The 24,078-nt window shown below is 58.8% G+C and carries 26 protein-coding genes and 1 pseudogene; 14 read left to right on the top strand and 13 right to left on the bottom strand.

What is annotated here, in order from left to right; genetic code table 11:
• Nucleotides 1-14: 14 nt before the first annotated feature.
• The 4 genes from ACPJXG_RS14495 to ACPJXG_RS14510 all read right to left on the bottom strand — a co-directional run bounded on the left by ACPJXG_RS14495 (nt 15) and on the right by ACPJXG_RS14510 (nt 5,421).
• Nucleotides 15-458 carry a hemerythrin domain-containing protein gene (locus ACPJXG_RS14495; RefSeq protein WP_402718165.1) on the bottom strand — a complete coding sequence of 148 codons (444 nt, stop codon included), beginning with the start codon at nt 456-458 and terminating at the stop codon, nt 15-17.
• A gap of 90 nt (nt 459-548) precedes the next feature.
• A complete protein-coding gene (prsR, locus tag ACPJXG_RS14500; protein WP_425251464.1) occupies nt 549-1,919 on the bottom strand; it encodes a PEP-CTERM-box response regulator transcription factor in 1,371 nt (456 codons plus the stop codon).
• A gap of 14 nt (nt 1,920-1,933) precedes the next feature.
• A complete protein-coding gene (gene prsK, locus ACPJXG_RS14505; protein ID WP_425251465.1) occupies nt 1,934-4,033 on the bottom strand; it encodes an XrtA/PEP-CTERM system histidine kinase PrsK in 2,100 nt (699 codons plus the stop codon).
• Nucleotides 4,033-5,421 carry a TIGR03013 family XrtA/PEP-CTERM system glycosyltransferase gene (locus ACPJXG_RS14510; protein WP_425251466.1) on the bottom strand — a complete coding sequence of 463 codons (1,389 nt, stop codon included), beginning with the start codon at nt 5,419-5,421 and terminating at the stop codon, nt 4,033-4,035. Before ACPJXG_RS14510 ends, prsK begins: the two co-directional genes overlap by 1 nt.
• 205 nt (nt 5,422-5,626) lie before the next feature.
• On the opposite strand from ACPJXG_RS14510, the gene nadB reads away from it, so the two are divergent.
• The 3 genes from nadB (at nt 5,627) to ACPJXG_RS14525 (ending at nt 8,620) form a co-directional block, all read left to right on the top strand.
• Nucleotides 5,627-7,240 (top strand): L-aspartate oxidase, encoded by a 1,614-nt coding sequence (nadB, locus tag ACPJXG_RS14515; RefSeq protein WP_034787348.1) that lies wholly within the window; start codon nt 5,627-5,629, stop codon nt 7,238-7,240.
• A gap of 26 nt (nt 7,241-7,266) precedes the next feature.
• A complete protein-coding gene (locus ACPJXG_RS14520) occupies nt 7,267-7,821 on the top strand; it encodes a hypothetical protein (RefSeq protein WP_425251467.1) in 555 nt (184 codons plus the stop codon).
• 349 nt (nt 7,822-8,170) lie between these two features.
• Nucleotides 8,171-8,620 carry a hypothetical protein gene (locus ACPJXG_RS14525; RefSeq protein ID WP_425251468.1) on the top strand — a complete coding sequence of 150 codons (450 nt, stop codon included), beginning with the start codon at nt 8,171-8,173 and terminating at the stop codon, nt 8,618-8,620.
• A 102-nt stretch (nt 8,621-8,722) separates the two neighbouring features.
• Here the strand turns inward: ACPJXG_RS14525 and ACPJXG_RS14530 are convergent, their stop codons facing one another.
• From ACPJXG_RS14530 to ACPJXG_RS14550, 5 genes are read right to left on the bottom strand one after another with little or no spacing between them, the layout of a single operon-like run.
• Nucleotides 8,723-10,084: a toxin-antitoxin system YwqK family antitoxin gene (locus tag ACPJXG_RS14530; RefSeq protein ID WP_425251469.1), complete on the bottom strand. Its 1,362-nt coding sequence runs from the start codon at nt 10,082-10,084 to the stop codon at nt 8,723-8,725.
• On the bottom strand, nt 10,069-11,415 hold the full coding sequence (locus ACPJXG_RS14535; RefSeq protein WP_425251470.1) for a toxin-antitoxin system YwqK family antitoxin: 1,347 nt from the start codon (nt 11,413-11,415) through the stop codon (nt 10,069-10,071). Before ACPJXG_RS14535 ends, ACPJXG_RS14530 begins: the two co-directional genes overlap by 16 nt.
• Nucleotides 11,416-11,424: 9 nt before the next feature.
• Nucleotides 11,425-13,779, bottom strand: coding sequence for a hypothetical protein (locus tag ACPJXG_RS14540; RefSeq protein ID WP_425251471.1), 2,355 nt, complete (start codon nt 13,777-13,779; stop codon nt 11,425-11,427).
• Entirely contained in the window at nt 13,776-14,534 is a 759-nt protein-coding gene (locus tag ACPJXG_RS14545; protein WP_425251472.1) for a PP2C family serine/threonine-protein phosphatase, read from the bottom strand. Before ACPJXG_RS14545 ends, ACPJXG_RS14540 begins: the two co-directional genes overlap by 4 nt.
• Before the next feature lie 3 nt (nt 14,535-14,537).
• On the bottom strand, nt 14,538-15,221 hold the full coding sequence (locus ACPJXG_RS14550) for a vWA domain-containing protein (RefSeq protein WP_035818608.1): 684 nt from the start codon (nt 15,219-15,221) through the stop codon (nt 14,538-14,540).
• A gap of 210 nt (nt 15,222-15,431) precedes the next feature.
• On the opposite strand from ACPJXG_RS14550, the gene ACPJXG_RS14555 reads away from it, so the two are divergent.
• The gene (locus ACPJXG_RS14555; protein ID WP_425251473.1) at nt 15,432-15,890 is read left to right on the top strand and encodes an RDD family protein; all 459 of its coding nucleotides are present in this window, start codon (nt 15,432-15,434) and stop codon (nt 15,888-15,890) included.
• A gap of 9 nt (nt 15,891-15,899) precedes the next feature.
• The gene (locus ACPJXG_RS14560; protein ID WP_425251474.1) at nt 15,900-16,382 is read left to right on the top strand and encodes a hypothetical protein; all 483 of its coding nucleotides are present in this window, start codon (nt 15,900-15,902) and stop codon (nt 16,380-16,382) included.
• A gap of 5 nt (nt 16,383-16,387) precedes the next feature.
• Here the strand turns inward: ACPJXG_RS14560 and ACPJXG_RS14565 are convergent, their stop codons facing one another.
• From ACPJXG_RS14565 to ACPJXG_RS14575, 3 genes are all read right to left on the bottom strand, one after another.
• A complete protein-coding gene (locus ACPJXG_RS14565; RefSeq protein WP_425251475.1) occupies nt 16,388-16,885 on the bottom strand; it encodes a DUF3304 domain-containing protein in 498 nt (165 codons plus the stop codon).
• 52 nt (nt 16,886-16,937) lie between these two features.
• A complete protein-coding gene (locus tag ACPJXG_RS14570) occupies nt 16,938-17,420 on the bottom strand; it encodes a DUF3304 domain-containing protein (RefSeq protein WP_425251476.1) in 483 nt (160 codons plus the stop codon).
• A gap of 90 nt (nt 17,421-17,510) precedes the next feature.
• The gene (locus ACPJXG_RS14575) at nt 17,511-17,981 is read right to left on the bottom strand and encodes a hypothetical protein (protein WP_425251477.1); all 471 of its coding nucleotides are present in this window, start codon (nt 17,979-17,981) and stop codon (nt 17,511-17,513) included.
• Between the two features lie 292 nt (nt 17,982-18,273).
• Here ACPJXG_RS14575 and ACPJXG_RS14580 point away from each other — a divergent pair, with 292 nt between their 5' ends.
• The 4 genes from ACPJXG_RS14580 to ACPJXG_RS14595 all read left to right on the top strand — a co-directional run bounded on the left by ACPJXG_RS14580 (nt 18,274) and on the right by ACPJXG_RS14595 (nt 20,451).
• Nucleotides 18,274-19,008, top strand: coding sequence for a helix-turn-helix transcriptional regulator (locus ACPJXG_RS14580; protein ID WP_425251478.1), 735 nt, complete (start codon nt 18,274-18,276; stop codon nt 19,006-19,008).
• Between the two features lie 185 nt (nt 19,009-19,193).
• Nucleotides 19,194-19,643 carry a hypothetical protein gene (locus ACPJXG_RS14585; protein WP_425251479.1) on the top strand — a complete coding sequence of 150 codons (450 nt, stop codon included), beginning with the start codon at nt 19,194-19,196 and terminating at the stop codon, nt 19,641-19,643.
• Between the two features lie 34 nt (nt 19,644-19,677).
• Complete coding sequence (locus ACPJXG_RS14590) at nt 19,678-19,887, top strand: hypothetical protein (RefSeq protein ID WP_425251480.1); 210 nt, start codon at nt 19,678-19,680, stop codon at nt 19,885-19,887.
• A gap of 36 nt (nt 19,888-19,923) precedes the next feature.
• A complete protein-coding gene (locus ACPJXG_RS14595; protein ID WP_425251481.1) occupies nt 19,924-20,451 on the top strand; it encodes a hypothetical protein in 528 nt (175 codons plus the stop codon).
• A gap of 32 nt (nt 20,452-20,483) precedes the next feature.
• Here the strand turns inward: ACPJXG_RS14595 and ACPJXG_RS14600 are convergent, their stop codons facing one another.
• Complete coding sequence (locus ACPJXG_RS14600) at nt 20,484-20,939, bottom strand: tellurite resistance TerB family protein (protein WP_099664126.1); 456 nt, start codon at nt 20,937-20,939, stop codon at nt 20,484-20,486.
• Between the two features lie 290 nt (nt 20,940-21,229).
• Between ACPJXG_RS14600 and ACPJXG_RS14605 the strand changes: the two are divergent.
• The 5 genes and pseudogenes from ACPJXG_RS14605 to ACPJXG_RS14625 all read left to right on the top strand — a co-directional run.
• Nucleotides 21,230-21,397: pseudogene (locus ACPJXG_RS14605) on the top strand (lipid II flippase family protein); the annotation flags it as partial.
• Between the two features lie 294 nt (nt 21,398-21,691).
• A complete protein-coding gene (locus tag ACPJXG_RS14610; RefSeq protein WP_425251482.1) occupies nt 21,692-22,504 on the top strand; it encodes a pentapeptide repeat-containing protein in 813 nt (270 codons plus the stop codon).
• On the top strand, nt 22,494-23,186 hold the full coding sequence (locus tag ACPJXG_RS14615; protein WP_425251483.1) for a nucleotidyltransferase family protein: 693 nt from the start codon (nt 22,494-22,496) through the stop codon (nt 23,184-23,186). Before ACPJXG_RS14610 ends, ACPJXG_RS14615 begins: the two co-directional genes overlap by 11 nt.
• Nucleotides 23,153-23,470: a hypothetical protein gene (locus ACPJXG_RS14620; RefSeq protein WP_425251484.1), complete on the top strand. Its 318-nt coding sequence runs from the start codon at nt 23,153-23,155 to the stop codon at nt 23,468-23,470. The genes ACPJXG_RS14615 and ACPJXG_RS14620 overlap by 34 nt, the downstream gene beginning before the upstream one ends.
• Nucleotides 23,457-24,020 carry a phospholipase D-like domain-containing protein gene (locus tag ACPJXG_RS14625; RefSeq protein WP_425251485.1) on the top strand — a complete coding sequence of 188 codons (564 nt, stop codon included), beginning with the start codon at nt 23,457-23,459 and terminating at the stop codon, nt 24,018-24,020. Before ACPJXG_RS14620 ends, ACPJXG_RS14625 begins: the two co-directional genes overlap by 14 nt.
• The last annotated feature ends 58 nt before the right edge of the window (nt 24,021-24,078 follow it).

The raw sequence follows: 24,078 nt of genomic DNA on the forward strand, positions 1-24,078 counted from the left end.
TTTTTTTAAGCCGTTCAGGCGGCCACGCCCGTCAGTTGCTCCTTGCGCGCGGCCATTTCCTGGCCCAGCGCGTCGAGGTCGACGGCCGTCTCGCGCACCTTGGGAAACATGTCGCCCTCTTCTTCCTTGACGTGGTGCTCGATCTGCTCGGACAGCACCTTGACCTTGGCGTCGTACAGGTCGTCGGCCGGGTCCATGGCGGCAATCTGCGCGATGAGCTCCTTGGCGCTGGCGTGCTCGACGACGGCTTCATCCATCAGGTCGCCGTCGTGGATCGGGCGGCGCACGGCCGGATAGAAGATTTCTTCTTCCAGCTGCGTGTGCACGGTGAGTTCCTGACAGATCTGGTCGGCCAGCTTTTTCTTGGTGGCAAATGAGCGGTCGCTCAAGCCTTCATACTGGGCAAACAGGGCTTTGACGGCCTTGTGGTCCTGCATCAATAATGTGATCGCGTTCATGGCGCCTCCTTGTTGTGGATGAGGCAAGGATGCGCCACGGCGGCGCCAGCGTATGTGCGACGCCTTACACAATCTTGATTTTTAATACACTCAGCTATTAAGCTGCGACTTGATGCCGTGATGGCCCATCAGGTCGTACAGGGTGGGCCGGCTCACGCCCAGCAGTTCGGCCGCCCTGGCGATATTGCCGTCGGCCCGCGCCAGCGCGCGCACCATCACCTTGTATTCGGCCCCTTCGCGGGCCTGGCGCAGGTTCAGCGGCTCATCCGGGGCCGCCGCCTGGGCGCTGGCGGGCAAACCCAGGTCGTCTGTCGCGATCTGCGGGCCGTCACTCATGATGACGGCCCGCTTGATGCAGTTTTCCACTTCGCGCACATTGCCGGGCCAGCCATAGCTTTCGATCAGCTGCAGCGCGCCCGCGCTGAAATGCAGGTTGCTGCGCCCTTCGCTGGCGCAGAACTTGTTCTTGAAATGGTGGGCCAGCAAGGCCGCATCGCCAGCCCGTTCGCGCAGCGGCGGAATGCGCAGGACGATTTCGCTGAGGCGGTAAAACAGGTCTTCGCGGAAACGCCCCTGCTCCGCCAGCACCTTTAAATCCTGGTGCGTGGCGCAGACGATGCGTACGTCGACGGCGATCTCGGCGCGCCCGCCCACGCGCTCGATGACCCGTTCCTGCAGGAAGCGCAGCAGTTTCGCCTGCAGCCCCATCGGCATGTCGCCGATCTCGTCGAGAAAGAACGTGCCGCCATGGGCCAGCTCGATCTTGCCCAGGGTTTGCCGCGCCGCGCCCGTAAATGCCCCCCGCTCGTAGCCGAACAGCTCGCTTTCCAGCAGGTTTTCGGGAATCGCCGCGCAATTGATGGCAACAAAGCGTTGCGCATGGCGGCTCGACAGCGCGTGCAGGCCACGCGCAATCAGTTCCTTGCCGCTGCCCGAATCGCCGAGCAGCATCACGCTGGCCGACGAGGGCGCCACTTTTTCCACGTTGCGGCACAGTTTCAGCATGCCCGGATCGCGGCTGACGATGCCGGCCAGAGGGGAATCGGCCTGCGTTTGCAGCATGCGGCGGTTTTCCTGCTGCATCGCGTGCAGATAAAACGCGCGGGCGATGACCAGGCCCAGCATGTCGGCCTCGAACGGTTTCTGGTGGAAATCGTAGGCGCCCAGCGCGATGGCTTTCAAGGCATGCGCGCGCTCCTGGTTGCCCGACAGGATGATGACTTTCGTGTCCGGCGCCAGCGCGAGGATTTGCTGCAGGGTGGCCAGGCCTTCCGTGGCACCGTCCGGGTCGGGCGGCAAGCCCAGGTCCATCGTCACGACGGCCGGCTGGTGGCGCCGCACCAGCGCCAGCGCCGCCTCGCGCTCGCCCGCCAGCAGCACCTCGTAACCGTCAAAGCTCCAGTGCAACTGCTTTTGCAGGCCGGGATCGTCTTCGATGACCAGCAGTTTTTGTTTCGCCATTCGATCACCTAATGTCAGTGGATAGGGCAACGGAAGTCTGGGGTCAGACCCGACGGGTCTGACCCCAAAGGCGCATGCAGCGGCAGGATCACGCGAAACGTCGTGCCCACTTGCGGCTCGCTGCGCACTTCCAGGCTGCCGCCCACTTCACGCAGGTACTCTCGGCTTTCGAAGACGCCGATGCCCATGCCCGCCGTCTTGGTCGTGTCGAACGGTGTAAATAGACGTTCGCGGATGAATTGCTCGCTCATGCCCTGCCCCGTATCATCGAGCTCGACGACGGCCGTGTGCTGTACGCGCCGCAGCCGCACGGCCACCTTGCCATCGCTGGCCGTCGCCTCGATGGCGTTCTGGATCAAGTGCCCCAGCACCCGTTCCAGGCGCGCGCGGTTGGCCAGCACCGTCAGCTCGCCATCGACGATTTCCAGCCGGGGCGCCGGCGCCAGGCTGGCCTTGGCGGCAACGGCCTGGCGCAGCAAGCCGTCCAGCTGCAGCGGCGCGGGCGCTTCCGGCGCTTCGCCGCGCGCCAGTTTCTGCAGCAAGGTCTTCATTTTTTGCACGGAATGGTCCAGGGTGCCCAGCATGTCTTCCTGGAAAGCGGGATTGGCGCGGTGTTTTTCCGCATTGCTTAACAACAATGACAGCTGAAATACGAGGTTTTTGAGGTCGTGCACGATGAAAGTGGACATGCGGTTGAACGAGTCGAACTGGCGCGCCACCGTCAGGGTATCGAGCGATTCGCGGTGCGCCAGGTAGCTGGCGGCCTGGCTGCCGGCAATTTTCAGCACGTCGCGGATTTCCCAGTTCAGGCCGATGCGCGTGCGGGGCCGCGCCAGCGCGACAAAGGCGAACAGCTGGCCATGCAGCATCAGGGGCACCAGCAGCCACACGTCGGGCAGCGCCAGCAGCGCGGGAGGCAAGCGCAAGCCGCCGTACTGGCGCGGGTTTTGCTGGCAATCGGGCACGTCAATCACCCACTGCCGTGCCTCGAGGAACTGGCACAGGGGGCCAAGCGCCGGTTCGCTCCACGTGCCAGGCGGCCAGTTCCAGCTGGCGGCCGGGGCGAACTGCCCCTGTTCGCGCAAGATCCACAGCGCGCCGGCGCGGCTTTCCACCAGCTGCGCCATGGCCTGTATCGTGCGTTCGCCCAAGGCCGGGCCATCTTCGGACAGCGCGCGCGTAAATCTCAGCCATTCCTCGCGGTAATCGAAGATGGCATTGTAAAAATGTTTATTGATGTACACCTTGAGCTTGGCGCGCAAGCTGCCGGAAAACAGCACACCAGCCAATAGCAGCGCCGCGCCGCCCAGGTAAGCCATCTGCATGAAGGAACCCCAGGTGCCGCCGAAATAGCGCAAGTAATAGGCGCTGGCCGCCATGGCCAGCAAATAGATGGCCGAGCCCAGCAAGGCGGCCGAGCGGTACAGCATCTGGCGCGAGACGGACAAGCCTAACGCCCAGCCAGGATTGCGCGCGGCCGAGACGGCCAGCAGCGGCGCGCACAGGGCGTCGACGATGCCGCGCGCGGCCCAGATGTCATCGTTGACCGTACGGAACAGCAAGGCGTCGCTGTACAGATAAAAATCGTAGGCGAACAAGCCGCCCACGCCCAGGCACGCAAACTTGATGCCCCAGCGTTTCAAGGGCGGCGTGTTGCGGTACCACTGTTCCACCAGCAACATGCCCAGCACGGCCAGCAGCAAACGGCAGACACTGGCGATGATGCGCGCCGGCAAAGGCAGCGCCAGCCACGATGAGGCCATGGAGAGCAGCCACGGCGCCAGCGCCGTAAGGACGATGCCGGCCAGCAGCAGGCGCAAACGGGGCCGCGACGGTTCGATCAGCAGCAGCAAAAACACCAGCCAGGCCAGGGTACGCAGCAATTCGAGCGCATCGCCGGCCAGCGCGGTGCGCTGTCCCAGCAGCACCAGCACCACCGTGCCCGTCGCCCAGCCGCCCGTCGCCAGGCAGGCGACCAGCAAGGCGCGCACGTTTTGCCGCGCGCGCCAGTTGCTGATGAGCAGCAGCGCCAGCACAAAGAAAGCCAGCGACGCCAGGCCATGGCTGAGGGCCGCCGCGTCGGCCGCCGCCAGCCAGTCCGACTGCTGCCGCATCACCGGCTGCCCTTGCCAAACAACACCACCTGCACCGTGTCGAGCAGGATCAGCAAGTCGAGGAACAGGCTATTGTTTTTCACGTAATACAAATCGTATTGCAGTTTCTTGACGGCATCGTCGACGGAAGCGCCATACTGGTAGCGCACTTGGGCCAGGCCTGTGATGCCCGGCTTGATATTGTGACGAATGTTGTAGTACGGCACCTGCTCCTTCAGTTGCTCGACAAAATAGGCGCGCTCGGGACGGGGACCGACGAAACTCATCTCGCCGCGAAACACATTGAGCATCTGCGGCAATTCATCGATGCGCAGCTTGCGGATCAGCTTGCCCACGCGCGTGATGCGCGCATCGTTGTCCAACGCCCAGATCGGCTTGCCATCGCGCTCGGCATCGCAGCGCATGCTGCGAAATTTCAGCACGTTGAAGGGCAAGCCGTCGCGCCCCACCCGCTCTTGCTGGTAAAACACGGGGCCGCCGTCTTCCATGCGGATGCACAGGGCCGTCACGAGCATCACGGGCAGCGCGGCCAGACAGATGACGCCGCTGGCGGCAAGGTCGAACAAACGCTTCGATGTGGCGCGGAAAAAACTCTGGTCAAAACCGCCGCCATAGATCAGATAGCTCGGTTGCAAGGAATCGATGCGGATCTGGCACGCTTCGCGCTCGAAAAACGTGGCCGCATCGATCACCTTGACGCCGCCCAGCGCGCATTCCAGCAATTGCTTGACGGGAAACGCGCCATTGCGCCGGTCGCTGAGGGAAACGACGATCTCATGCGCGGCATGGCGCTGGGCCATGGCCAGCAGCGATGCTTCGGCCGGCAGCAAGGCCGAGGCCGGCACACAGCGTTGTTCGCCAGCCACATCGATGCAGCCCACCACCGTGAACTGATGAAAACCGATCTTGCTCGCCGCCAGCTCCATGCATTCGCGCGCCAGCGCCCCGCCGCCCACGAGGATCAGCCGGCCTTCCATCAGCGCCGATTGCGAGGATTTGAACACCACCAGGCGCGCCAGCAGCACGCCGATGGCGCCCAGGCCGAAGATCAGCACGCTGCCGCGCCCGAAATGCAAGGAAGGGATAAAACGGATCAGGACGCTGAGCACGGCAAAACCCAGCGCGAACGACGGCAGGATGCGTAATAGCGTGTTGCGGATGTCTTCGCGCGAGCGGTGCTGGTACATGCCCAGCGCGCTCATGCTGAAAACGATGACCAGGGCGAAGATTGAGGACGACAGGTAGACCTCGCTCACCCGCAGCACGCGGCTGCCGTCAGCCAGCCACATCAGGGATGTCAGGACGGCCGACAGCAGCAGGATCATAATTTCGAGCAACAGCAAGATAAACGCTGTTTTCGAGACGTAATGGCTGAAGATGCGGATCATGGGGGCCTCCTGCGGCAAAGGCGGCACGCCGCGCACAAGGCGGCTTGCTGCCGGTCTTGCCATCATGGCGAACTGTTCCAGCAAGACATTGATACGCCACAAGCTACGGCCCCAGCTATCTTTCACTGGCAGAATTTATCTCAACACATTACCGATTGATGTGAAATGGACTATAGTATGCTTCCCCTGAAAAAAGATAAATGTCATGAAATTTGATGTAGCGATTGTCGGCAGTGGCCTGGCGGGTTTATCGGTTGCACTGCATTTAGCTGAGACGCGCACCGTCGCGATCATTTCCAAACGCGCGCTGCTCGATGGCGCCAGCAACTGGGCGCAAGGCGGGATCGCGGCCGTGCTGGACTCGGGCGACAGCCACCAGCAGCACATCGAAGACACCCTGATCGCCGGCGGCGGCCTGTGCGACGAGAGCGCCACGCGCTACATCGTCGAGCACGGCCGCGAAGCCATCGAATGGCTGATCGAGCAAGGCGTGCCGTTTACACGCGACGCCACGGCCGAACTGGGTTTCCACCTGACCCGCGAAGGCGGACACAGCCAACGCCGCATCATCCACGCGGCCGACGCCACCGGGCACGCCGTACAAGTGACCCTGGAAGAAAAAGTCCGTGCCCACCCGAACATCAGCCTGTTCGAACACCATTGCGCGATCGACCTGATCACTTCCGACAAGCTGGGCATGAAGCCGACCCAGCGCAATGCGCAGCCGCATTGCCACGGCCTGTACGTGCAGGATGAGCAAACCGGCAAGGTACTCACGTTTGCCGCCGAGCACACCGTGCTGGCCACGGGCGGCGCCGGCAAGGTGTATTTATATACCACCAACCCGGACACGGCCAGCGGCGACGGCATCGCCATGGCCTGGCGCGCCGGCTGCCGCGTGTCGAACATGGAATTCATCCAGTTTCACCCGACCTGTTTGTACCATCCGTACGCGAAATCGTTTTTGATCACCGAAGCCATCCGTGGCGAAGGCGGCTTGCTGAAACTGCCGCCCGAAGCGGGCGCGGCGGCCGGTCAGCGCTTCATGCTGGCGCACGACGAGCGGGCCGAACTGGCACCGCGCGACGTGGTGGCGCGCGCCATCGACTTCGAGATCAAGAAACGCGGCCTCGACTACGTGCACCTGGACATCAGCCACAAGCCGGCCGAATTTCTCATCGAACACTTCCCCACCATCTACGCTCGCTGCCTGGAACTGGGCATCGACATCACCAAGCAGCCTATCCCCATCGTGCCCGCCGCCCATTACACCTGCGGCGGCGTCGTGACGGACCTGGCGGGCCGGGCCGACTTGCCGGGCCTGTATGCGGTCGGCGAAACGGCCTGCACGGGTTTACATGGCGCGAACCGCCTGGCGTCGAATTCCTTGCTGGAGTGCATCGTCATCGGCCGCGCCTGCGCACAGGACATCGAAAGCAAGGAAAAGCTGGGCACGCCGTATCTGCCCGACTGGGATGAAAGCCGGGTCACGGATGCGGACGAAGAAGTGGTAATTTCGCACAACTGGGACGAGCTGCGCCGCTTCATGTGGAATTACGTGGGCATCGTGCGCACGACCAAGCGCCTGGAGCGGGCCCAGCACCGCATCGCCCTGTTGAAGGAAGAAATCGACGAGTACTACCGCAACTTCCGCATCACGCACGACTTATTGGAACTGCGCAATCTCGTCGACGTAGCCTCGATGATCGTCAACAGCGCCCTGTCGCGCCGCGAAAGCCGCGGCCTGCACTTCAGCCGCGATTATCCGGAAACCTTGCCGAAGGCGATCGCCAGCGTGCTGACGCCGCCGCACCGGTAAATAACCAACAGCCTTCTCATTCCAGCATGACGATTTCCGAATTCCTCACCGCCGTTCGTACGCCATACATCGACACCCTCGCACGGGTCGCCACGCAGCTTGAATCGCATGTGGAGCCGGCATACCGGCAAAGCGATGGATCATTGGCCGTCGAAGGCGCACTCGGCCTTCCTTGCAGAGCCGACGTCATCCAAATGGAAGGGATCACTGCGGGCCAGACGATTCAAGTCGACTCCGAGACCCGGTTGGAGTTTGAGGCAGTCACTTTTGCGTCGGGTGCAGGTGAAGTGGTTCTTTCACCGTTCGTTTGGGACTGGACGCCACTCGAAGTGCTTGGTCTGAGCCAAGAGGCCGTTTCAAACGTCTGTCAGGCGTGGTTCCTGACGTGGTTCGACGCCGACGACGAAAATGTCGCTACCGAGGAAGGCCTGTTCGGCGTCGTACACTTCATGTCCGAGCTGGAACCGACACAGGAGGGGTGGAAAGTGACGGTTGATCTTGGCTCGTCACCGGTGAGCGCAGTTGAAGATTTCTTGTTCCGCATATTGGATGCCGGTGCACCTCAAGTTCGTATCGGCTGACCCCGCCGTCTATCGAACGTCCTGGCGAATCGCAAGCCCGTCACTTTTGACAACAGACATTGAAAACGTTAACGTTTTGTGCGGTTCAATGCACCTGGAGAAAATCATGGCAGGAAAATTTTTGAGTCGAGGCGCGCTAGTCCACCTTATCAAGAGTCAGGAACGAACTAACGCGATTCAAAAGCGCGATGGATTAACCCAGCACCCGGTGCGAACAACGGTGTGTGGTTGCACTGACCCCGATTGCGGTGGCTGGCATACCATACTGACTGACAGAAACGTGCCTACCGCAGACGAGTGCAAATCGATTTTGCAACACGAAAAGGCCAAAAGAAAGAGCTAGCTGCGTATGGAATCAATGACAGTGATGGCAACAAAGTGGAAGAACCAGGAGGTGCGAAGCCACAATGGCCTTCTGTGCAGCAACGGTGATCTGTACGACGTGCACGAAACCAGAATGGCCAGAGTACGTGAAAAACAGGAACTTGGCGGTTGGCTCAATGTCGCGATTCTGGCGCAAGAAGAGCTGTATGGTGGACAGTACATGGTTAAGTGCGGCGAGGCTGCGGAACACGGCTCAATCGGCGTAGTCGTTTTGGAATCACTGCAAAATCATGAACCTGTCTGGACGTTTGTTTCGGATCAATCCAATCCATTTGATCAAATAGCAATAAAGGGCGGCTTGGTTTTGGTGCTGTCAACGTCAGGCGCCGTGTTACGGTTTGCTGCGCCGATGAGGGAGGCAAGGCTTCTGCTTCCGAGTGGTTCGATCCATGGTGCTAACGACGGGCGCTTGTAAACCCGGGAGTTTTTCAACACAATAGGGCGAAAGCTGCCGACCACAAAAGGTCCTGCCCGGCACAAGCAGCCATGCGCCATGGTCCATTACGGCCTCACCGGCTCACGATTCCGGCATCTCAAACTCAATCCCATCGTCCGTGTACGACATCTTCGCGGCCGCGCCCGTACAACTACCCTGCGCCTCGTCCGCCACATAGCGGCACTCGCTTTCCAACCCGCCATCCTCGCGCCAGTGCCGGGTCCAGCCGTGGCGTTCGCCATCGACATATTCGATCAATTGACGCGGCTTGCCATTCGCATGCCAGGAACGCAACGCGCCCTCCTCGCGCCCGCTCGCGTTCCACAGCTTGTGTACGAGCAATACGCCGGCCCGGCTGAAACGCTGTTCGCTGCGCAAGACGAAGTGGCCGCTGTGGCTGCGCTTGCTGGCCACTGTGCCATCCGGGTAATATTCGACGCTGTCGCCGGCCGGCTTGTCGTCCACGTACTGCGTTGTACGCTGCACCTTGCCATCCGGGAAGTAGCCAGTGCTCGGTCCTGACTGGATGCCGTTGTCATACCGGCTGCGGCTTTCCACCGTGCCATCCGGATAGAACAGCAGAAGCTCGCCCTCCGTCTGGCCCTTGATCTGATTCATGCGCGTGCGCAACTTGCCGTCTATATCAAAAGACTCCACCACGCCATCGGCGCGGGCGCCGTTCACGTACTGGCTGGCCTCGTTCAGCTTGCCCGTATCGTGATAGATCCGCTGTTCGCCTTCCTGCAAGCCATTGCGCCACGTGTTGCGCATGGAAATCTGGCCCTCAGGACGATACAGGGTCTGCACACCTTCCTGCACGCCGCGGCCATCCTGCTCCACCTGCATCTCGACCTGGCCATGCGGGTAGTACATGCTGTAGTTGCCCACCAGCTTGCCGCGCAGGTAATCGGGATCGTTGACCTCGCCAATCAGCCGCTTCGGCTCGCCTTCGCGCGCGTGCACCACCTCGACTTGCCAGGTGCCGCGCGTCTTGCCTGGCGGCAGCGGCACGACCAGCGCATAGCGCGCATGTTCCTTGACTTCGCCGCGCGTCAGATTGTGATTCAGGTACAGGCGCGCCTTGCCATCGGCACAGGCTTGCGGCTCACAGCCGCCCAGTTTACCGACATCGGGCATGCCAAGCGCCCCCACATTACCTGGCGCAGGGCAGAATTTGATACGCATCAACAAGGGCGTTTTGTCACGTATCAGCTTGGCCAATTGCTGCTTCATGGCGGCGTATTGCTGCGCGTCCAGGCCCACGGACACGGCATCCATGCGCACCTGCCGCCCGCTGCAGCCGCTGTCGCTGGCGAGGGTCAGCACATCGCCGTCGGGCGTCGCCTTGATGGCGGTGACCACTTGCCGCTGTTCGATCTCGGCGTGGGCCAGCACCGGCCACAGCAGCGTTGCAAGCAGCACATGCTTCACAAGGCGCGCCATGCCTGCTCCTTGCGCTGCAGTTCCGGCGCTGGCGGCGCCTCGCCGCAGCCGCCCTGGGCCTTGCCGGCCACGTACTGGCATTCGCTTTTCAGGCTGCCATCCGCGTGCCAGCTGCGGCTCCAGCCGTCGCGCCGGTCGTTCACGTAGTCGATGGCTTGTTCCGGCTTGCCGTTCTCGTACCACGAGCGCGACGTGCCCTGTTCGCGCAGTTGTGCATCCCATTTCCGTTCCAGCACCAGCACGCCCTGAGGGCTGTAGCGCTGGATACTGAGCAGCCCGCCCTTGTCTCCATATTGCTGGCGGCTTTTCACCTTGCCGTCCGCATAGAATTCCATTGCCTCGCCCGTGGGCAAGTCGTTAACCTGCGTCATCCTGGCTTGCACGGCGCCATTTGGGTAGTAATTCGTGCTCACGCCATTGAACTTGCCGTGTTGCATTTCCGCGCGGCTGGAGATTTTTCCATCAGGGAAGTATGTGAGCATCTCGCCTTCCATCTTGCCGCCGCGCAAAGTGTAGCTGCTACTCAGCTTGCCATTTTCATCAAACGTCTGCACTGGCCCGTCGAGCTGCTTGCCGTCGCGGTAGATGCTCGTTTCACTCAACTTGCCGGTAGCGTGATAGCGTTGATGCTCGCCTTCTGGCAAGCCATGGCGCCAGTCACCGCGCAGCTCCAGCGTGCCATCGGGAAAATACTTGCTGCCGATGCCATGCTGACGGCCCTGCCCATCCTGCGCCACCTGTTTCTCGATCTTGCCATTCGGGTAATACGTGACATAGCCACCCACCAGCTCGCCCTGCGCATAATCGGCGCGGTTGACCTGGCCCGACAGGCGCAGCTTGTGGCCGGCCACGCTGTAAATGTCCACCTTCCACGTACCCGGTAGCTTGCCTTTCGGCAAAGGCAACAGCAACACGTTTGGCGCCTTTTCCTGCTCGATGGGGTAGAAACGCTCGTGCAGGTACAACCGCGCCCGGCCGTCGGTGCAGGCCGCTGGCGTGCAGGCGGCGATCTGGCGCACGATGGGCACGCTCGCATCGTCCGGGCATTTTTTCAAGGTGACAAGCATGGACGTCTTGCTGAGGATCTGCCTGGCCAGCCGGGCTTTCATCGCTTCGTATGGCCCATCGTCCAGCCCGACCGAGCGCGCATCCATGCGCACTTGGCGGCCGCCGCAAGCCGTGTTCGCGGCCACGGTCAGCACGTCGGCGCCTTCGCTATCCTGCTCGCCGGCGATGGCTGTCACCACCTGGCGTTGAACGATCTCCGCCTGCGACAACGCGGGCCACAATAAGGACGCGCCCAGCACGGCGCATAAGGTCTTGATTTCCATGGTATTCCTTTAATTTTCCGCCGTGACGGCCACGCCGCCCGGCACAAAGCTGACCCGGCCATCGCGGTAGCGCACCAGCACCACCACCTTGGCATCCTGCAATTGACCGTGCTGCACGGCCGGAAAATAGGTCCAGCGCTTCACGCTGTCGAGCAGCACCTTGTTGAGCATCGGCTCCATCGGCAACTCGGCCGCCGCATAGGTCAGGGTGCCGTCGGCCGCGATGGTCAGGGTCAGGCGGTTTTCACCCGTTGCGTGCTTTTCGTCCAGCACGCCATACGCAACCGTCGTCATCGTGTCGCGCTGTACGCCGCCGACCTGGTCGCGCAAGGGCGGCATGGCCTTGAGTTTGGCCGCCAACAGCGCGCCCTCGGCCAGCACCTTGTCCCAGCGTTTCTGGTAATCCCACCCCTGAGCCAGGCGCAACACCTTGGCGTTCAGGTCCATGCGCTGCATCGTGCGAGCGACGCCGTTGTCGGCCGGTTCGCCCGGTTCCGCCGGCAAGGCGTTCTGCACGGCATAACGGTAAGCCGTCAGCTGCGCCAGCGCTACCAGATTCACGGCATCGCGCTCATCGCCGCCGCGCAGCAGGGCCGTGGCCGCGATGCCCAGCCAGGCTACGCCATCGGTGGGGCGTGCCCACACGGCTTGCTCGAAATACTGGCGCGCCGCCTGCGGTTCGTCCAGGCTCAGGTACATGCGGCCCATGGCCGCCGCCGCCAGATAGTCGCGCGGGTCGGCTTGCAAGTTGTCGAGATACGTATCCGACAATTCGGGGGCGTAGCCCGGCATCGACCCCAGGCCTTCCATCAAGGTGGTGCGCAGCCGGACGCGCATCGGGTCGCCAGTGTAGGTGGACGGCTTTCCTTCGCCGGCCCGGTACAACAGCTGCAAGCCGCGCGTAACGGCGTCGTCGTCGCCCTTGCTGACCGCTTGCGACATGCTGCGCACGGCCTTGCGCGCATCGGACGGCTGGAAACCGGCAGTCTTGCGCGTGCGCCAGCGAAATACTTCCAGGCCAGCCGCCTGGTCCGCTTGCGCCTGCAGGCTGGCCTTGGCCTTGGCTTCATCGGGCGACGAGGTCCAGGCCGTAAAGCCAATCAGGAACAGCACGATCAGCAGCACCACCACGGCCCAGCCCTTGCCGGAAATGCCGACCGCATTGGCCTGCCCACCGCCTGCAGGCAGCCGGACGGGCATCTGCCCCGGCGCCGTATGATGCGCGCCGCGCTTACTGCGCTGCGGCGGCAACGATTGCTGTTGCAGCTGCATCTGCTGCGCCTGCACCGAGGCTTGCGCGGCCGCGCCGATGACCTTGTCCCGTGCGCACGCCGCGCAACCCTGGCCCGCGAAATGCTGGTGTTCGGGATTCACGGCGCAAATGACCAACTTGCCGCCGCTGCGCTGCGCATAGCCGCGCAGCAGCTGCGCCCAGTCGGCCGCCGATGGCCGTTGCGGTTTGGGGGATGGCGAAAACGCACGGTCGAACATGGCGCGCAGCTCGGGTGGCATCAGCGCGTGGCCGCTGGTGGCGTTCGGCGCCAGCTGCTTGTGGCGTTTGACGCCATACGCATAGCAGCCGTCGCGGATGCGCCCGGGAATATCGGTCGCCACTTGCGCATTGCCGGGCCGCCCGCTGTACGGGTGGATGCCAAAGTTGAGCAGCTGGAAGATGACGACGGCCAGCGCAAAACGGTCTTGCGCCATTTCCGTGCCCGCCGGCATGCCCTTGCGCTGGAATTCCGGCGCCAGGTAGTCGGCCGTGAATTGCTCCGCAGGAAAGCGCTCCGCATGGCCCTGGATGCTGAAACCGTCGCAATCGAGCATGGCGATGTACAGCGAATCGCGGTAAAAGCGCAGATTCACGGGTTTCAGATCGACCACATAATGCTGCTGCTGGTGCAGCGCATCGATCACGGCGGCCAGGTTGGCGGCCAGGGTCAGCTTGGGGCCGAGTCCCGTGGGCAAGCCTGCCGCGCGCGCTTGCCGCTCCTGCATGATCTGTTCCAGCTCGGCCGTCTGCGCCATGTCCAGCAAGGGCATGACGAAACCAGCGAAGCCGCCCTGGCCGTCGAACACGGCCGCTTGCGGCCAGGCGATCTGCACGTAGCGCTTGCCGTTTTCCAACTGGTCCGGCAGCTCGGGCGACAGTTCCAGCATCGCTTCGAGCTTGCGCCGGTTGGCCGCCCGGTCCAGGTGCGGGTGGTACAGCTTGGCCACCTGCGCAGGCGCGCCCGGCAGCAGATACACGCTGCCCGCGCCGCCGCTTTTAATCAGTTTGCCCAGCACCAGCGTACGGACTTTGTCGAGCCAGATTTTTCCACCTGGACTCAGCCCCGGTGTCACACCTTGCTTCCGGCTCATGCGCGCAAGGCCAGCAACAGGGTCTTGTCGTCGCCCGTGATCTGGTGCGTGCGCGGGTCGGCCAGAGTGGATGCCAGTGCTTCGTTGCCCAGCTCGACGCTGTCGACCGTGCGCAGATAGCCTTGCACGGCATCCATGAAGGGTGCGTACAGGGCCGCATTGTTCTTGCTCATGGCAAAGGGCATGCAGCCATCGGACATCAGCACCACGCCGCGCACAGACTGGGGAACCGGCAACAGGCGCAGCTGTTCGCGCCAGCGCTCGCCGCTGATAAAGTAGGTTTCGTTGGCGTATTCGCCGTTGGCGGGCAGCGAGATCAGTTCGCCGCCGTCAATCAGCTGCGCCACGCCCAGGCCATCGCCCAGGTGGAAGAAGAAGCCGGTATCTTGCCCCATGACCACACCGACCACCGTGGCGGCGTAGTCGTCGAGGGTAGCGTCGGCGGCGCGGGCAATGTCTTCCAGCGCGGCGCGGATCTGCGCCAGGGTGCCCGCCAGCGCGCCGTCATGCAAATCCCGCACGGTGGCGCCCTGCTCCAGCCGGCCGGCCAGCGCCTGCACGGTGTGCGCGGCAACAAACTGCGCGCCCTGCTCGCTGAGCCTGGCCGAACCGGCGCCATCGCAGACGATGGCCACCAGCACGTCGCCCACGACGGCGTGCGCGTGCGCATCCTGGCAAGGGATGGCTTTATCCAGGTGGGCCTTGCCCGTGACGGAGGCGCCAAACACGCGCCAACTATTCTGTACTGCGGCCATGGATCAGGTGCTTACGACGGACCAGCCGTCCGTCGAGGCCAGCTGCGCCTGCGCACCGGGACGCGATTGCGACACCACCTGCATGCTGGCGCTCAGCCACAGGAACAGTTCGCGGAACTGCAAGCCTTTCAGCTGCTTGACGCCCCGCTCGCCCCGGCTGGAAAACTGCCCCAGGGAATCGATATTCGCGTTGTCGCCCACGGCGATGGGGAAGATCGCCACCTTATTGGCTTGCTCGGCCGCGCGCGCCTGTTCGGCGCCGTGCTGCCAGCGGTCCGTCGGCTCGCCGTCCGACATCAAGAACAGCCACGGCCGCGTGTACGCCACGCCTGCCTGGCGGAAACGCTGTTTTTCCTGCTCGATCTCGGCCAGCGCCAGTTCGACGGCCGCGCCGGTCGGCGTGGTGCCGTTCGCTTCCAACTGGGGCGCCGTGAAATCCATGGCGTCGCACCAGTTGCTGGCCACCACGGCTTCATCGTGCGCGCCATATTGAATCACGAGGATGCGCACGCGCTTGGCGGCGATCACGTCGGACTTGAGTTCCTGTTCCAGCAAGGCCAGGCCTTCGTTGAGCAGCGAGACGGGTTCACCAGCCATGCTGCCGGAGCAGTCCAGCACGAGCACCAGCGGGGTGCGTTGTTCTGTATTGTCGACCAGGGCGACGTCGGGGATCATTATGGAAGTCATGTATTTTTAATAGAGTTGCGAAATAGCTTAGGGCCGAAGCTTACCCTATGGATATGTTTTCCATGCGTCCGATTGCATCGGATTTCACCATGCGGTATCAAACACCTGACAAAACATCTAGCTTGCAATGAAAATAACAAGCTCGTACACTGCGCCATTCTGCCCCGACTCTGGCGGCCATCCATCTACTGACGTTTTGGAAAGAAAGTAATGCAACCGCACCCTGAAATGGACTATGTCGGCTTTTGGCCGCGCGTTGGCGCGACGTTGATCGACACCTTGCTCTTGCTGATTTTCATCATACCGATGTTGATAGCCATCTATGGCGAAAGCTACTTTTTGACCGATTCCTTTTTCCGTGGCCCGGCCCACTTCATGATTTCATGTGTCATGCCGCCACTGATTCAACTGGCGTTTTGGATTGCCCTGTCTACAACGCCTGGCAAGATGGCCATCGGCGCGATCATTGTCGATGCGAAGACGGGCGGCAAACCGTCTGCCAGCCAGTGTGTCAAACGCTGCCTCAGTGCTTACCTGTCGGCGCTACCGTTTTACCTGGGATTTCTTTGGGTCGCCAGGGACCCGCGCAAGCAGGGATGGCACGACAAGATCGCTGGTACGGCTGTGATACGGCGCAAGACCACGGCAGTGCCGGCCGCCCTGCAATAAGCAATCTGGATGATGATACCGATCGCCAGCCTGGAAGAACTTGAAGAATTCCTTGGAGAAAAGCTGGACCAGTTCGCTTCTGGGGCGCCAATCGCGCATCCCGGGCTGCGCCTGTCGCAGGTGTGCAAGCAGGTGGTGCTGGATATCCGCAACGGCAACGCCACTGCCGTGCGCGTCGCCTGTCGGGTAATCACAGAAGACCCTGGCATGCCATTCGGGAAGCTGATCAAGAGTGCTTTCGCCAGGGCGTTAAGGCAAAGTGCCGATCTCCTGTCCGAGGTGCAACGGCGTGGCTTGACAGCGAAAACCGTTGCGTTGCTGGAACTCGAATTCTGTCCGCGAGAAACAGAAGATTATTGCAAGTTAATCAAAAAATTTGACCCGGCAGAGCTGCTCGCCCGGATCGAGGACGTGCGCGCCACGGATGCGAAATCGCGCATGCTCCTGCAAAGCCTGATGGCCGACGGAGCGCGACGGACAGCCGCAAGCTAGCGGCACTATTCCCAGATGATTTCCAAGGGCACGCCCGGCTCCATCTCCGCCTCCTTGCCGGAAAGCGGATATTTTCGATGCCCCAGCGAGTATTTGGTCACGAAGACCTTGTAGCCGCCATCGTGAAGAAAATGCACGACGAAGCGGCCAGCATCGGCGGGAGCATACGGAGGAACCGCCACCGTTTGCTCCACGCGGACATCCTCGCCGTTTTTTACCGTATGCATGGCGACGGCCGCCGTCATCCCCGGCTTCCATCGCGCCGGTATCGAAAGACAGCAAGTCTCTCCCCCTCCGCCCTCGCCGGGAGCAAGATATCCGGCCTCCGCCGACGAGCCATCGGCCAGTGTCACGGTATAACTGCCGACGCCGTACTCGCCATGGTTGTAGGCCGTCAGGCTCACGGCGATTTGTCGTTCACTCCTCGCACAGCCGACATTCAAAAGCGACAAGACCATGCACACGAAACAGGCGGCATAGCTATTTTTCGAGAAAAATATCATTTGGTCCTCACAGGGAAGCGCATGTGCATGACCATTCTGCCGCGCAGCGTCTTCAGCCCCAGATAATTTCAATCGGAACGCCCCGCTCCAGTTGCGCCTCTTTCCCTGACAGCGGGTATTTTCGATGGCCGAGCAGGTATCGGGTGACGAACACCTTGTATTTGCCATTGCTCAGAAAATGCACGATGAACATTCCCGCATCGTCAGCCGTGTACTTGGGCACTGGCACGGTTTGTTCCACGCGGATGTCCTTGCCATTCTTGATGGTGTGCATGACGATAGTCGCAGTCATTCCCGCTTGCCACACGCGGGGAAGGGAAAGGCAGCAAGTATGTCCGCCGCCACCCTGGCCAGCATCCAGATAGCCCGCCCCCGCGCTGGCGCCATTCTGCAAGGTCACCTCATAACTTCCCACCCCGTGATCGGTATGGTTGTAGGCGCTTATATTTACGATCAACTCCTTGCTTTCCTTACCCGTTGCCGCATGTGAAACCGACATGCAAAGCCACAGGAAACCGATCAGCGCCGGCTTCATCGACCTAAGATTTTTTAGCATAAGATACCCTCAGCAATCACGAATGATGACACCGTCAATTCTGCAATGTTGTCACGGCTCGACGAATTATTATTTTGCCGCATACGCCTCCCACAACGGCGGCCCCGCCTCCCAGACGGTATTCGGCAAGGCGTGCAAGGCATCGTAAAAGGCGTCCACCGAGGCGGGCGGATTTTTCATCAGGGCCACGAACTGCGGCTGCTCCATCGCCTTGCCCGACGTGTACAGCGCCAGCACCACGTATTGCGACTGCCGGTCGAGGTCGTCAATTCCCGCATCGAGCGCGCGCTGCTGGTATTTGGCGACGAAAGCATTGAGTATGCGCGGCGGCGTGTCATTCGTTTCATCGGTGATCACGCGCCGCAGATGACTGACCAGGTTGGCCGTATCGGCAGGCTTGACCTTGCCCTGCCGCGCTTCGCTGGACGCTGACGGCGCCTTGTCGGCAGCCTGCGCCACGGAGCTGCCGCCCATAAACGCCAGCGTCAGGCATAGTGCCAGCGCCGGGAGCGTCGTCAGGTAATGCTTGCTTGGTTGCATAAAAACTTTCGCTAAGTGAATGGCATGCGACTCCCGCCCATGCCCCATGGTTTATATTTTTAACAATTTTTTTATTGTATCGAGGAATTTTTAATCCGGGAGCACGATTGCATCGGCAGCGCCGCATTGCGGTGGTGCAGCGTTTGTACTATCTTGATAGTTGCCCAGGACAGATGGCAACAACCAGCCCCTCCTCACGAAGGCGGGGCGGATCGCCGCGCAAGACCGCCCTTACCCAGTTCCGCACCTGCACGCCTGCGGCACACTGATGTCATCAGGATTGGGGACTAGCATGGACACAGGGACAGTCACGGCGGATGTGGGCAAGCTGATCGGCGCCATGTATGACTCAGCCTGCGGCACAGGCGACTGGCCGCAGCTAGACAGCGCTGGCCTGAACGGCCAGCAATGGCAGGAACTCCTGCCGCATCTGCAACGCGCGCTGTGCCTGCAGCAGCACCTGCGCGAGGCGCGGCTGGCCAGCCACTGCGCGCAGGCGGCGCTCGACGCCATGGGCGCCGCCGTGCTGGTGCTCGACGCCAGCCTCGCGCTGCGCTTCGCCACCCCCGCCGGACACGCGCTGCATGCGGCGCAGCTGGAACACGCCGCGCCGCCCACCCTGGTGCGCGCCGTGCGCCTGGTGATCGCCAGCGCCGGTGGCGCGGCGCAATGCCAGTCGCTGCGCCTGGCGCGCAAGCAGCAAGCGCCGCTGGCCGTGACCATCAGCCCGCTTGCTGATTGCCAGCCCAGCTGCGCACTGCTGATCGCGCGCGACCCCACAAAAACGTGCACGTCCGTTCCTGCCTTGCGCCAGCTGTTTGACTTGACGCAAGCCGAGGCGCAAGTGGGCAAGGCGCTGGCGCAAGGGGCCACCATCGAGGAAATCGCCGCGCAGGGCGGCATCAGCGTCAACACCGTCAAGACGCATCTGCACCACACCTATTTGAAGACGGATACGCGGCGCCAGGGCGAGCTGATCGCGTTGATCCACGGCGCGACGGCGCACCTGGCCATCGTCTATGCATGAGGCCGTGTCATCCGATCGGATGATGCGCGGTGCATCTTGCCTGCCTACACTGGCAACACCGGTCGCCCGCGCCTTGCCAGAGTGACAGCAAGGCACGCGGACCAGCCGGTGTGGTTCCCTGTCACCTATAACAACATCGCCGCGCCGGCAGCGGCCGGCACCAAAGTTCAAGGATGGGTAAAAAAATGAAAACATGGATACTGGCCGGCACCCTGGGCGTCTGCGCCCTGCTGGCAAATGCGCAAACGCTCCCCGACAGCCAGACCGTCGTCATTCCAGGCGGGCGCCTGCAGACGATCGAACTGCCGGCACACAAGCATTTCATGAGTGCGGAAAGGTTTGCTCCGTTTCGCGGCGGCTATGAGCTGTCGAACGGGCAAGTGCTGTATCTGCGCAATGCGGGCAACATCGGCGCCATGATGTATGCACGCATCGACGACCAGGAAGAACACCGCATCATCGCCAGCGGCAGCAACAGCTTCGTGGCACTCGACCAGCAACTGGCCGTGCGCATCGACTTGCGCGACGACGGCAGCGTGGGCGGCGAAGTGCTGATGCAGGTACCGGCCGAAAAACTGGCCAGCGGCGCCATCGTGCCCGCCCACGTGCAAAGCATGAGCCTGGCATTGCGCTAAGCCGGCAAGCGGCATTCCACATGGGGTGGCAGCCATGAGCAAACAGTATTCTGTCCAACAGCAAAACGCGCAGTCCCAGGCCGCCATCAAGCAGACGGCGGCCTGGGACGACATCAGCGCCGGCTACGACCTGGCCGCACACAAGCGCGGCGCGGGTGTGGGCTATGGGGTGTTGTGCAAGAAAGTGCTGCAGGAATTGAATCGCGGCGCGTCCTGGCGGAACGGCTGCCTTCGCATGCTATGATCGCCGTCCAGTTCATGAGACAAATGGCAACGGCACATGCGGCAATCACCCGGCAACAACCCGATCTCGACGCTGCTGCGCGGCATCCTGCGCCTGCTGGCCTGGCCCTTGCTGGCCCTCGTCAGCGCCGCCTGCACCAGCACCACGCGCCATCCCGCCAGCGAGCCCACGCAAGTCATCCTGCGCTTTACCTATGACGACGGCAAGCCGATGCGGCATGACGATTACCTGGCCCAGGCGCGCCAGCAAACGTATATCAAGTACTGCAGCAAGATCGGCAGCACCACTGTCTGCGACGTCGGCTCGGATCCACTCTTCATGGGTGGCGACGCCCCGCTGGACGCCAACGGCGAAGTGCGCGTCACCCTGCACTCGACCGGCCCCATCGGCAACAATCCGAGCAGCCTTTGCATCAAGGGCAAAGGCTACGTCTTTGATTCCGGCGACTGGCGACGCGGTCCGTTTCACCATGGCCAGGTGATCGAGATCCGCTACAGGATCAGCGAAGTGCAAATGACGTGCCCCTGGTCGTCGGGCACGCCGCCGTGGTGGGACAAGAGTTAAGTCTGGCCAGCCGGGGCCGGCTGGCTTAACAGTTACTGCAGCTCGAACTCCGCAGGAGTCAAGCCCAGCTCGCGCGCGATCTTGCTGGCCACGCGCTGCTCGTTGGCGTCGAAATTGCCGTCCGACGAAGCGACGGCGATAATCATGCGCACCAGCAGGCGCGACGCCTCCACATTCGACTTCATCTTGCCCAGCGCCTGATACGCCTTGGCTTCGCCGATATCCTTGTCGAACTCCAGCTGACCGACATATTCCTGGAACGCCTTGATCACGTCCGTGGTGGTAAACACCGACAGCGCATCATTGCTTTCAATGAATTTGACCATCTTCTGCTTCTCTTCCGCACTGACGCTGCCGTCCGCCATGGCGATCAAGGCCGAACCGGCCATCGCGGCGTTCAGGAAATCCTTGTTCTTGTACTTCAGTGCCTCGGTTTTCAGTTCGCTGGCTTTGGTCTTCAGTTTGGACAGAAAGGAATCGAAACTCATGGGGTTCTCCTGGTTGGTTCGAATGAGGCAGCGCTACAGGCTACCATTGCAACCCAGATGAGGGCGCGGGGGTGGAATGCAAGCACTGGGAGCGCGCTATGCCCCGATACTGGCATGGCCAAACCCAAGCGCAAAGGCCGGGGGCTGACCCCAGTTTCTCAGCGAACGCCACACTAACGCGCATAAAACACCACAAAAGCTAGATCACGTGATAATTATCTTATTTGCAGTTGAAAAATAAGTAACTCCATGGCAGCATGGAATGACTTTTTCTTTACTGCAAGGTTGTGATGGACAAGCAATTGCTGTTGATTTGCGCACTGACGTTCATCATCCACATTATCGGCACCCTCGCCTACTCCGTGCGCATCGCCGGCATCCGCACGCGGCGCATCGCTGTCTCGCTGGCCCTGTTCAGCATCCTGATGCTGCTGTCGCGCACTTCGAACTTGTTCCAAGTTTCGATTTTCAGTCTGCCATTGGGCAAAAGAGTTATCACTGTTATTGACTACCGCTTCTCAACAGCGCTCCCCTCATCGTTTTTTACTGACTACCAATGTCTTAATATGACTTGCTTCATCCAGCAGTGTATAGGTGTGGATCAGTGCAATATGAGATCTACAATATAAATATGCATTAATTATTTTACTCCAAAAAACATCTAAATGAGTCAACATTGCACACGCGGATAATTAGATATTTCAAAATTACTGAATTCCTCATTTATAATTTCAACTTAAAAAAAGAGTTCCATGAACAATCAAAAAGACTACTTCTCAACTAATGGTTTTTCAGCAAAAGATTATTCAAATCAACACATTGAAGATGCTGGAGGAAAAGGTTTATCTTTCATTGGCTGCAATTTCAGTTACTGCTTTTTGGAGAGATGTTATTTTCACAATGCGAAATTTGAGCGATGCAGTTTCATCGGAACAAGAATTTCTTATTGCAATTTTCGCTCATCAACATTTTCAAATTGTGACTTTTCATATGCAACATTTGAAACAACAATAATATCAGAAAATGAAATTATACAAAACTTACCTTACGAACCGAATAAGAGACGCGACCTTATTAGAAGTTTAAGAATGAATTCATCAGCAATGGGAAATCAAGCCGCGACGAATGGTTTATTATCTTTAGAGCTCAAGGCCAGCGCTCAACATCATTACAACGTATATCGAAGTTCGTCCTCCTATTACAACAAATACTCCTTTAGAGATAAAGTATCCTCTTTCTTCAGCTACATAGGACTACAACTAGAAGATAAAATATGGGGCTATGGAATATCACCTATTAGACTATTCAAATGGATATTATTAATTATAACAATATCTGGGATAATCATAGGAATCGGAGAGTCAGGCGATTTAATAGTAAAATCAAACCTACCAAAAAACATATTCGATGGATTATCAAATTCGACATTGGCAATTTTAGATCTAGGGTTGGTAAATAGTACTATTATTGAAAGGCATAGAACGGTATTTGGAATATTAGTTGCAGCAAGAACCACTATTTTAGGTTTATTCATCACCGTTATATATCGCAGATATGCAAGATGATAAAATATTAAGTATTAGGGTATTTGGATCAGTGGCACGAAAAGAAAATAATGAAGGGAGTGACCTTGACATATTAATAGTTTCCGAAAAAAATGAATTCATCCCAGAAATCATTAAGGAAAGTTTTCAACAGCATAAAAATGTTGAATTTTCCACATATTCACGAAGCCGGCTGGAGGAAATGTTTAACGAGGGCCACCTATTTGCTTGGCATTTATATTTAGAGTCAATTCCAGCTGAGAATGACCCAGGGAATAACTGGTTTTCCGAACTTGGCGCCCCAAACCCATATAAAGAAGCAAATATAGATTTGACACAATTTTTACTTATACTGGATGAATCAACTGACGCAATTAATACAGACTCCGATTACATCTTCGAGGCTGGAATGATTTATTTATGTTTAAGAAATATAGGAATGATACTTAGCTATCTGGATGCAGGATTGCCAAACTTCTCAAAATATTCCGCATTGGAACTCCCATTAAAAATACGCCCGTCTATTTCTAAAGAAAGCTATGATTTTCTAATTCTATGCCGAAGAATTTCAGCACGGGGAAATACTAGTGACGCACCAACAAAAAATATTATATTTTCAATATTTGCAGAAATTAAAAATTGGTCAATTACAATAAAGGAACAATTTCCATGTCGAGATCTGAAAGATTCAGGAATAGAGTAAAAATAGAAAGGGAAACCCTTTCACTGATAAATTTAAAATTTCAAAAAAACAAATTACACGGCCTTGGCATTGACTCCATCAACCAATGGAGAGATGGATTTTCCAGCGTAAGCCTTGAAAAATCAATCATTGACTCCATTGCAGAACAACTTAAAAAAATATCAGTCAAATTGAAAATTATTGCTACTTCGAGCAGGATTTCATTTGATGTCGACTCCTTAGATTTCATCATTAATGAAGAGCAGGAAGAAATTATTATCCTAATGAAAAATGTTAATCCATAAAAACTCAAAGATACAAGACTATCTTAAAATTAATGAAGAAGGAGCATTTTCATGCGAAGAAATATTTACATCACTTCCCTATGGAATGAATGGCATCGCCAGTGATGATTTTTATGATATTGTTTTAAAATCAAAGAAAAAAACCACCAACTACTTCAGAATAGATTGGAGCATACCTTTTGACACAAGAATATTGGAAAAATATAAAGATGAAAACATCACATTCCTTGGAGTGCAAGATTACTTACACGCAAAAGTAATTTGGTGGAAGGGATGGGGCGTTTACATCGGATCATGCAATTTAACTGATAGAGCATGCTTTGAGAATTTTGAGGCCGGTATATTCTTAAATAACAACGAAATAGTTAGAATGAGCATGGGAGAAAGTCTTCTTTCCTTTTTTAAGGAACTAGAAAGCTCAGCAACACCATGTGATGAGAAATTAGTAGGAATACTAAAGCTACAAAATGAAAATATTGCAGAATTTAGAAAAATGCGAGTCAATTTAGACTTGAACTTCCGAAAACTACTTCTTGGCGCCAAGTCTTAGTGGATAATAATGTGTAACTCAACCTAAAATTCATCTAAGAATTGTAAAAAAGCCGCTG

The sequence above is a fragment of the Janthinobacterium sp. NFX145 genome, from assembly GCF_049810325.1.
In the GTDB taxonomy this organism is placed as follows: Bacteria; Pseudomonadota; Gammaproteobacteria; order Burkholderiales; family Burkholderiaceae_D; genus Janthinobacterium; species Janthinobacterium rivuli.